Source organism: Hominimerdicola alba 8 (assembly GCF_000178155.2).
GTDB classification, from domain to species: domain Bacteria; phylum Bacillota; class Clostridia; order Oscillospirales; family Ruminococcaceae; genus Hominimerdicola; species Hominimerdicola alba_C.
On sequence record NZ_ADKM02000119.1, the window covers coordinates 1 to 8,549 of the forward strand.

Here is an 8,549-nt window from a genome sequence, read left to right on the forward strand (position 1 = left end):
CGCTTTCATTATTCAATTTTGAGGCTGTTGCCTCTACAATTTAGTCGGTGATCATTGAGATGAGGTCACACCTGTTCCCATGCCGAACACAGAAGTTAAGCTCATCTTCGCTGAAAATACTCGGCGGGCGACCGCCCGGGAAAATAAGTTGTCGCCGACACAAATGAGATATGGTTTCAAACCCATATCTCCATATTCCTCCTTAGCTCAGTCGGTAGAGCACTCGGCTGTTAACCGAGTTGTCGCCCGTTCGAGCCGGGCAGGGGGAGCCACAAAAGTCCGTAAACCTTTTGTTTGCGGACTTTCTTTTATATTTCATATGGTTTCTGCGAGGTTGATCTTACGGCAGAAAAAATTAAACTTAAGAGGTGTTTTTTATGAAGAAGATCATTTCAGGCAAGGTAAGAGAAGTTTATGAAACAGACGAAGGTCAGCTCGTAATGGTGACCACAGACAGGATATCTGCATTTGATGTTATCCTCAACTCGACTATCCCTAACAAGGGCAAGGCGCTCAATCAGATCGCACTCTACTGGTTCGACCTCACAAAGGATATTATTCCAAACCATATCGTTTCTGCTGAACTGTCCGATATGCCCAACCTTTTCGCATATGACAAGGAGAATTATCAGGGCAGAACTATCCTCACCAAAAAGCTGAAGATGCTGCCTTATGAATTCATCGTAAGAGGTTACATGTTCGGCAGCATGTGGGCTGAATATAAGGAGAACAAGACTTTCTGCGGCAAGCCCGTTGAAGGTGAATACGTTCAGGCACAGAAGCTGGCTGAGCCTATCGTTACCCCTTCTGTTAAGAACAACGAGGGTCATGATGAAAATATCACTATGGACAGGCTCAGAGCGGAGATCGGCGCTGAGGAAGCAAACAGGATCGCTGATATCTGTGTTAAGATCTACAATAAGTGCTACGAAGATGCTAAGAAAAAGGGTCTTATCATTGCTGATACAAAGTTTGAATTCGGTTATGACGAGAACGGCGTGCTGACACTGGGTGACGAGGTAATGACTCCCGATTCAAGCCGTTTCTGGGCTGCTGAGGACTACAAGACAGGCGTTTCTCCAAGATCCTACGACAAGCAGTTCGTTCGTGACTGGCTTATCGAGAACAAGCTCAACGGCGTTACTCCCGCACCTGAGTTGCCTGCTGAGATCGTTGAAAAGACTGCTGCTCTCTACAAGGAGTGCTACACCAAGATCACAGGCAACGCTGAGTATAAGTAATAATAAAATGATCGCCTCGTCATTGGGTTGACGAGGCGATTTTTTGTTTATCAGTTGTCATTTAAGCCAAATTCAGTTGAACCTAGCTTTGCTTTGTAAAGGTCTTCTGCATCGAGTACTTCTTTTACCGTTGCACCCTCTGAAAAAATTTTCAGAATGGTAAACCTGAATTTTCTGTATCTTTCAGGTTCATTTTTCAATAGTTTGATAAACTCTGCATTGCCGCCATGATGCGTATTTACATATTCTGACCAGCGTCCGAATATGCCTTTTTCACCATACGCTGACCCTATATATTGCCTACCGTCTGTAGTATCAATGATAAGATAAACACCTTTTACCTGTGATAATGCTTTGTAATGGTCTTCATATATGCCCATGCCCATATCATCAACTATTTCTTTAAGTTGGTCAAATGTATATATGCAGTTTTCATAACCCTCAAATACATGTTTGCTTTGGTTATTTATGGCAACGATAGGCTTGTGTTTTGTTGCATTCTGATACCATGATTGAGTAGCGCCGCCCCATTCTATTATAAGTCGGTCAATTAAGTCTTCAAAGAGTTCTGTTTCTTCTAATTCGTAAAAATTAGAATCACCTGTGTACATTTCCGGAAAAGGAAATCCCTCAGGCATTTGATTTTCTGTTACTGAAGAATATCCTTTGTACTTATACATACGGTATAATTTTGCTTGAGTTCCGCTTGTATTTATAAATACCATCCAGTATTTTGATTTTTTGAGCATCTGTTTGTTTTTACCCTGTATTTGTGTATACTCTTTGATAAATCCTTTATCATAACATTCTTTGCAATGCTTGCTGCTTAATACATGGCGTATCAGCACTACTTCGCTAGGGTCAATATTGTTGTTTTTCAACAAATCTGAAAGTAAAAGATTGGTTTTCATATCAATTCTCCTCGTTAATATTTTAAAACAATCACAGGCACCCGCTCACCGCGCTGTCAAGCGCTTCTATGAGGTCATCGTCCATATAGGCGTATTCATCGGGGATATTAAGGCAGATGACTTTCTTGCCTGCCAGTGTGTCGGGATACTTTTCTTTTATCCTGCGGACATGCTTTTTCTCCATACAAAAGATAATATCTGCCCAACCCAGAAGTCCCTCAGTCACCTTTATTCGGGAGTTGTTCTCGGTGCCCGCAGACCTTGCCTGATGACCGTTGTAACCGTCAAAATATTTTTCAGCTGTCAGACTGCGCCGTTTGTTCTGGCTGCATAGAAATAAAATTTTCATATAAAAATATTCTCCTGCAATTATTCTGTAACATTATATCATAAATTTGCCAAATGGTCAACCGCATACACGCCGCTCCACTCGAATTTTAAAGCAAAACCCCGAAAATAAGCGCTTTTCGGTTGACAAATGATACCTTATGTGCTATAATTTAAGAGTATGAAATAAATTTAGCAGATGATGATCCTGCGTTTCTGAAAGGTCTGTTTCAGGCGCTTTTTGCAGGGCGCAGCAGTATATGGGAGTTATATATGAGTTTAAAAATTTCGGATATATCCGAACTGTCAAAAAAATACAGGTCTATGCTTTTCGCCGCAGCTTTTCTGCTTGTGGCGGCGGCTGTTTTTATAAAACTGAATGGATACGGCTTTTCATCGCTGACAGGCGGGGCGGCTGCATTCCACACGGCTGTGGTGCTTGCCTGCATCGTTGGTGCGGTGATAGCTTTGCCGTTTTTGCACAAGCTGTCTGTAGAGAAGAATTTTCTTGTTATCTGGACGCTTCTCAGCATGGTCTACATGTTTTCGGGAACTGTTTTCAAAGCACCCGATGAAACGGGTCACTTTTACCGAAGCTACGAGATATCCGTTGGCGGAGTGGTGTCGGAAGTGCAGGAGGGTACAGGTCAGGGCGGCAGAGAACTTCCGCTTGATGTTGACCTCACTTTGCTGGAAAACAGCTGGCAGTCTTTTTCGGAAAATAAGGGCATGACCCTCACCGAAAACGAGCCGTTCCTCGTTTTCACCAACCTTTCGCTTTACTGTCCCGTTTCCTATCTGCCGCAGTCGGCAGGAATATTTGTGGCACGCCACCTGACGGATAACATAGCTGCCATCGCTTACGCGGGCAGAGTCACTAACTGGTTGGTGATAACGCTTGTGTTGTTCTTCGCCATAAAGGTCATACCGATGAAAAAAGAACTGCTGATGCTGTTCTCGCTGCTGCCGATGAACATTTATGAGTCCACCTCGCTTTCGCCCGATGGTCTTGTGGTGGCGGTGGCATTCCTGATGTTCGCATACGTGCTGCATCTCAGGTTCGTGCAGAAAGACAAGCTGAAGTTCGGACAGTATGTGCTGCTGTATGTCATGGCACTGGCGATAAGTCTGCTAAAGATAGTTTATCTGCCCATCTGTATGATATATTTCCTTATACCTGCGGAACGTTTCGGCAGCACCAATAAAAAGCTGATACACGCCGCAGTCATGGCACTGCTGGCAGTGGGCAGCAATCTGGTATGGCTGAGTATCTGCAAGAAGTTCCTCACTATACCCGGTACTGATGCCAACGAACAGCTGCGCTATATCCTGCACGACCCGATAAACTACGTGGTCGTAATGGTGAGGACTGCCGTACACAGTGCTGAGAGATGGGCGCTGATGATGATAGGCGGCTATCTGGGCGCACTGAATATCGAAACCAGCAAACTGCTGGCTCTGGTCTACCTGCTGATGCTTGTTATCGCATTTATCGACCTGCCGAGAGTTGCCGCATGGCGCAAGGCTGGGAAGAGCGGTGAAACTGCCGAAAAGACCGTCTGGTCGGAGAATATCATCTTCGGCGTGATAGTCTTTGCGATAATAATGCTGATAAATGCCAGCATCTACCTACAGTGGACGCCCCCTCACAGCGATATGATAAAGGGTATTCAGGGCAGATATTTCATAGCACTGCTTCCCCCGCTGTATTTCGCACTGCACAATCCCACAAAGGTTTTCAGCGATTCACAGTCTGAAAATAAGACGGTCACTGTATCGGCTGAATATCTGATACTGTTCATAAATGTCTGCGCGGGCATAGATGTTCTGCTTGCCTGCCTTTAAAATAATTTTCAAGGAGTAATATGATGGATAAAGTCGCTGTACTGATACCTTGCTATAACGAGTCAAAGACCATAGAAAAAGTCGTTACCGATTTCAAAAATTCGCTGAAAGACTGCGTGGTCTATGTTTACGACAACAATTCAACAGATGACACTGCCGCCATTGCGGAAAAAGCGGGCGCTGTTGTGCGCCATGAATACCAGCAGGGCAAGGGCAATGTGGTGCGCCGCATGTTTCAGGAGATAGAAGCCGAGTGCTACATAATAGTTGACGGCGATGACACATATCCCGCTGAATATGCCGCTGAAATGGTAGATAAGGTGCTTAACAGGCAGACAGATATGGTGGTCGGTGACAGACTGTCCTCTACTTATTTTCAGGAGAACAAGCGGCCTTTCCACAATTTCGGAAATTCGCTGGTGCGCTTCTGCATAAACAAGATATTCAAGTGCGATATCAAGGATATCATGACAGGCTACCGCGCTTTCAGCTACCGCTTCATAAAGACTTTCCCCGTACTTTCGAGGGGTTTTGAGATAGAAACTGAAATGACGATACATGCCATATCCATGAATATGTCGGTGGAGAATGTCATAATCGAGTACCGCGACAGACCTGAGGGCAGTGAGTCAAAGCTGAACACATTCTCTGACGGTATGCGCGTGCTTAAGACAATACTCAACCTGTTCAGAAATTACAGACCTTTGCAGTTCTTCTCACTGGTGGCGGCTATACTGCTTATAATTGACCTTGTGGTGTTCATCTCGCAGGTATGGCTTCCTTTCCGTGAAACACATGTGGTCGAAAAATTCCCTACACTGATAGTCTGTGGTTTTGTGGGACTTTCAGCACTGCTGTCATTTTTCAGCGGCATGATACTTGACTCGCTGTGGCAGAAAGAACGCCGCGAGTTTGAGTTCAGATTAAAACAAGCCATGAGGTATGGCAAAAAAACAAAATAATATCAAACACAAGTCCGTGAAATTTATTCGCGGACTTTTTTTGTGCTTTTCTGCCTGAAAAACCGGAAAAAATTATATGACTATCCCTTTAGCACACCGGCTGAAAATGCGGTAAACAAAAGGATAATTGATCGCAGGATATCTTTCCCCCGCCGCAGGCGGGGGAAAGATATCCGCCAACCACCTTAAGTTCTGTAAAACCGCCGTTTTTGTGGTGTGTCAGCGGAATAACCACGAAATATTATAGTAAAAAGAAAAAATTTATTAGACCACAGAAACGGTTTTAACCATATATTGACAAAGTATACTTTTGAATGTACTATATATGGTGGAATAATGATAATGTTTGATTAATTATTTGAATTATATTAGAAAACATTGATTAAATTATAAAATTTATTTCGGAAAGTATTGACATAATTATGAATATGTGTTATAATGTCAAGCACAGGGAGAAAAGAACTATTATTCACTTAATATTTTGAAATATTTTGTATGTAAGGTACAAAAGTGGTAAAATGTTCTTTCTCATTTGAACGATGGAAATAATGGCGTTTTTTCGTGGCGCTCTTATTCATTTCAAAATTATTTTATTAATATTTTCTTGAAGGAGGAAAAAGACAATGACTGAAAACAAAAACTGGAAGAAGATCGTTTCCGGAATGATGGCACTGACTCTTGTAGCGGGCACTGTACCTGCGAACGTTGGAGGCTTTTTGACAGGAGGCACAGCAATTGTTGCAAGCGCTGAAGGCGAGAATATCGATGATAATGAGTTAGGCAATGTTGATATCGAAGTTTCTGAAGATGAATGGGAATACTCAAGGTGCATGTGGTATGAAGATGAAGAGCAGGAGTATGTTGCACTGTTCGTATTTACTAAAGGCACTGAGAGAGAAAATGTAGCAGGTGTAGTAACTAAGGAAGTTATCGAACCTACCTGTGAAAAAGTCGGTAAGACCGTTTATACCGCTGTAGCTACTTTTGAAGACAAGACGGTTTCCGATTATAAGGAAATAAATATAGTTCCCGCGACCGGACATAAGTGGCAGACTCCCACATATGATTTCACTCAGGATGATTCAGTTTGTACAGCTACCTGCATCTGTGAAAATGGTGACCACCCCAAAGAAGAGGTAGTTAATGGCAAATTCAGTGAGGTAAAACCTGCGACCGTATCTGCTGAGGGTGTTGGTCAGTACGTATTCGAGTTTGAAGATCCTGTATTTGAAAAGCAGATAAAAGAAGTTACGATACCTAAGCTGACACCTGTGTACGGTGAGCCTGAGTATAAGTGGTCTGACGATTATAAGACCGCTACAGCAACTCTGCCCTGCGAAAACGGCACCGAAGCTGACGCAATAGTTGAAAAAGTTGATACGACTTCGTTTGTTGCAGAAGGCGATGAGGCTACCTGCACCAAAAATGGCAAGACCACCTATACCGCTGTGTTCAAGGACCAGAGATTTGAAACTCAGACCATCACAGTCGATGATATCGAGGCTACAGGTCATACCTATGAAGCCCCCGTTTGGAAATGGGATGACAATACCAAAACAGCTGTTGCAACATTCTACTGTATCAACGATGATGACCAGACTGATGCCGATGCAGATGATATCACTAAGGAATATATAGTTGAGCCTACTTGTGAAGAAGGCGGTTCTGCTATCTACACTGCTACTGTTATTTTTGAAGGTGAAACATATACCGACAGCAAGGAATATGAAGAAGAAGCAAAGGGTCATAATTGGGTACCTACATGGCACTGGGACGAAAACAACAGTGCAGTTGCTCACTTCAAGTGCTCTGACCATGAAAAGCCTATTTACGGCGCAGCTCTTGCAGAGGTAGAAGAGGAAGTACATCCTTCTTCCTGCACCGAGCAAGGCTATATCGAATACACCGCATCTGTTGAATATGATGGCAAACTCTATGTTTGCGATGAAGAGCATAAGGTAGAACTGCCTCTGGCAGACCACGAATTTGCTGATCCTGAATATGTATGGACAGAAACTGAGGACGGCTTAAAGTGTACCGCTACCCGTACCTGCAAGAACTGCGATGAAACTGAAACTGAGGAAGCTGTTGTTGAGTACAAGGTAGAAAAAGAAGCTACTGTAAGAGAAGAAGGTAAGGGCGTTTACACCGCTAAGTTCGAGAACGCCGAATTTAAAACACAGATCAATGAAGTTCCGATAGCTAAGTTAGAAGCTAAGTATGCTGATCCCGTATATACTTGGAACGAAGACCATACCGAGTGCTATGCAGTAAGCGAATGCCTGAACGGTGATGTTGATGATAATATCGAGGAATACGGCGTTGTTACCAGCAAGGTGACCAGAGAGGCTACCTGCTCGAAGATGGGCGAAACTACTTACTATGCAACATTTGAGAACGCTGCGTTCACAACTGTTTCCGAGTCTATCGATAATATCGATATGATAGATCATGAGTACGGCGTTGCTACATGGAGCTGGATACCTAATGATGACGGCACCTACACCGCTACCATGAAGAAAACTTGCGTAAAATGCGGCGACACTATCACTTATGATGCAGAAGTTACTTCTGAAACTGTAGGCGACAAGATCATCTACACCGCTATCGCAGAAGTTGACGGCGTTAAGATCGCTTCCACAATGGAGAAGATCATCGACGTTGACAAGACTCCCGATATCACCTTTGAAAAGGGCGACGGCTGCGTTAAGCTGACCTGGACTGCTGTTGAAGGCGCTGAGAAGTACGGTATCGTTGCTTATCAGAACGGTTCATGGACTCTGCTCAATCAGGGCTATCCTACATCTTATGTACTGAACGGTCTTAAGGCAGGCAATGAGTACAAGGTAGCTGTTATAGCAATGTTCGACGGTCAGTGGAACATGGACTTCTCAAACGCTATCACTGTAACTCCTAACGATGCTGCTGCTAAGTATCCTATAGTAGAGAACATTGAATACAACGAGGAATTCCATCAGTTCAGACTGAGCTGGAACGCTGTTGAAGGCGCTCAGCAGTACGGTATCGCTGTTAAGCTGGCAGGCAAGTGGAAGGTTCAGGCTTACACTGACAAGACCACATTCACATCGCCTAAGCTGAGAGCAGGCTCATCTTATGAGATGCTGGTTTGCGCTAAGGTAAACGGCAAGTGGGATCTCGGTGCTATGAACAGCAGAATCTTCACAGTAACTATCAAGTAATTCAAGATCCTCCAATAGAATAATTTTTGAAAGGAAACGGGCAGCTTCTATTGAAGCTGCCCG

6 protein-coding genes, 1 tRNA gene and 1 rRNA gene are annotated in these 8,549 nt (G+C 43.7%); 6 read left to right on the forward strand and 2 right to left on the reverse strand.

The features are described 5' to 3' along the window. The first annotated feature begins 43 nt into the window (after window positions 1-43). The 3 genes from rrf (at window position 44) to CUS_RS14075 (ending at window position 1,241) form a co-directional block, all read left to right on the forward strand. A 5S ribosomal RNA gene (gene rrf / locus CUS_RS14065) occupies window positions 44-160 on the forward strand. A 36-nt stretch (window positions 161-196) separates the two neighbouring features. Next, a tRNA-Asn gene (locus tag CUS_RS14070) sits at window positions 197-272 on the forward strand. A gap of 105 nt (window positions 273-377) precedes the next feature. After that, window positions 378-1,241: a phosphoribosylaminoimidazolesuccinocarboxamide synthase gene (locus CUS_RS14075; protein ID WP_002851898.1), complete on the forward strand. Its 864-nt coding sequence runs from the start codon at window positions 378-380 to the stop codon at window positions 1,239-1,241. A gap of 50 nt (window positions 1,242-1,291) precedes the next feature. On the opposite strand, the gene CUS_RS14080 is transcribed toward CUS_RS14075, so the two are convergent. Both CUS_RS14080 and CUS_RS14085 read right to left on the reverse strand, forming a co-directional pair. After that, window positions 1,292-2,152, reverse strand: coding sequence for a GIY-YIG nuclease family protein (locus tag CUS_RS14080; protein ID WP_002851892.1), 861 nt, complete (start codon window positions 2,150-2,152; stop codon window positions 1,292-1,294). Window positions 2,153-2,183: 31 nt separating this feature from the next. Beyond that, window positions 2,184-2,501 (reverse strand): low molecular weight protein tyrosine phosphatase family protein, encoded by a 318-nt coding sequence (locus CUS_RS14085; protein WP_002851897.1) that lies wholly within the window; start codon window positions 2,499-2,501, stop codon window positions 2,184-2,186. Window positions 2,502-2,752: 251 nt separating this feature from the next. Here CUS_RS14085 and CUS_RS14090 point away from each other — a divergent pair, with 251 nt between their 5' ends. The 3 genes from CUS_RS14090 (at window position 2,753) to CUS_RS14100 (ending at window position 8,486) form a co-directional block, all read left to right on the forward strand. Beyond that, window positions 2,753-4,324 (forward strand): DUF2142 domain-containing protein, encoded by a 1,572-nt coding sequence (locus CUS_RS14090; protein WP_002851889.1) that lies wholly within the window; start codon window positions 2,753-2,755, stop codon window positions 4,322-4,324. A 23-nt stretch (window positions 4,325-4,347) separates the two neighbouring features. Further along, entirely contained in the window at window positions 4,348-5,286 is a 939-nt protein-coding gene (locus tag CUS_RS14095; RefSeq protein ID WP_002851894.1) for a glycosyltransferase family 2 protein, read from the forward strand. A gap of 623 nt (window positions 5,287-5,909) precedes the next feature. Continuing rightward, a complete protein-coding gene (locus tag CUS_RS14100) occupies window positions 5,910-8,486 on the forward strand; it encodes a hypothetical protein (RefSeq protein ID WP_002851899.1) in 2,577 nt (858 codons plus the stop codon). Window positions 8,487-8,549 lie beyond the last annotated feature (63 nt).

What these genes read in the sequence shown, in the direction of transcription:
- CUS_RS14075 (WP_002851898.1), top strand. Translation starts at nt 378, where the DNA reads ATGAAGAAGATCATTTCAGGCAAGGTAAGAGAAGTTTATGAAACAGAC.
- CUS_RS14085 (WP_002851897.1), bottom strand. Translation starts at nt 2,501, where the DNA reads ATGAAAATTTTATTTCTATGCAGCCAGAACAAACGGCGCAGTCTGACA.
- CUS_RS14095 (WP_002851894.1), top strand. Translation starts at nt 4,348, where the DNA reads ATGGATAAAGTCGCTGTACTGATACCTTGCTATAACGAGTCAAAGACC.
- CUS_RS14080 (WP_002851892.1), bottom strand. Translation starts at nt 2,152, where the DNA reads ATGAAAACCAATCTTTTACTTTCAGATTTGTTGAAAAACAACAATATT.
- CUS_RS14090 (WP_002851889.1), top strand. Translation starts at nt 2,753, where the DNA reads ATGAGTTTAAAAATTTCGGATATATCCGAACTGTCAAAAAAATACAGG.
- CUS_RS14100 (WP_002851899.1), top strand. Translation starts at nt 5,910, where the DNA reads ATGACTGAAAACAAAAACTGGAAGAAGATCGTTTCCGGAATGATGGCA.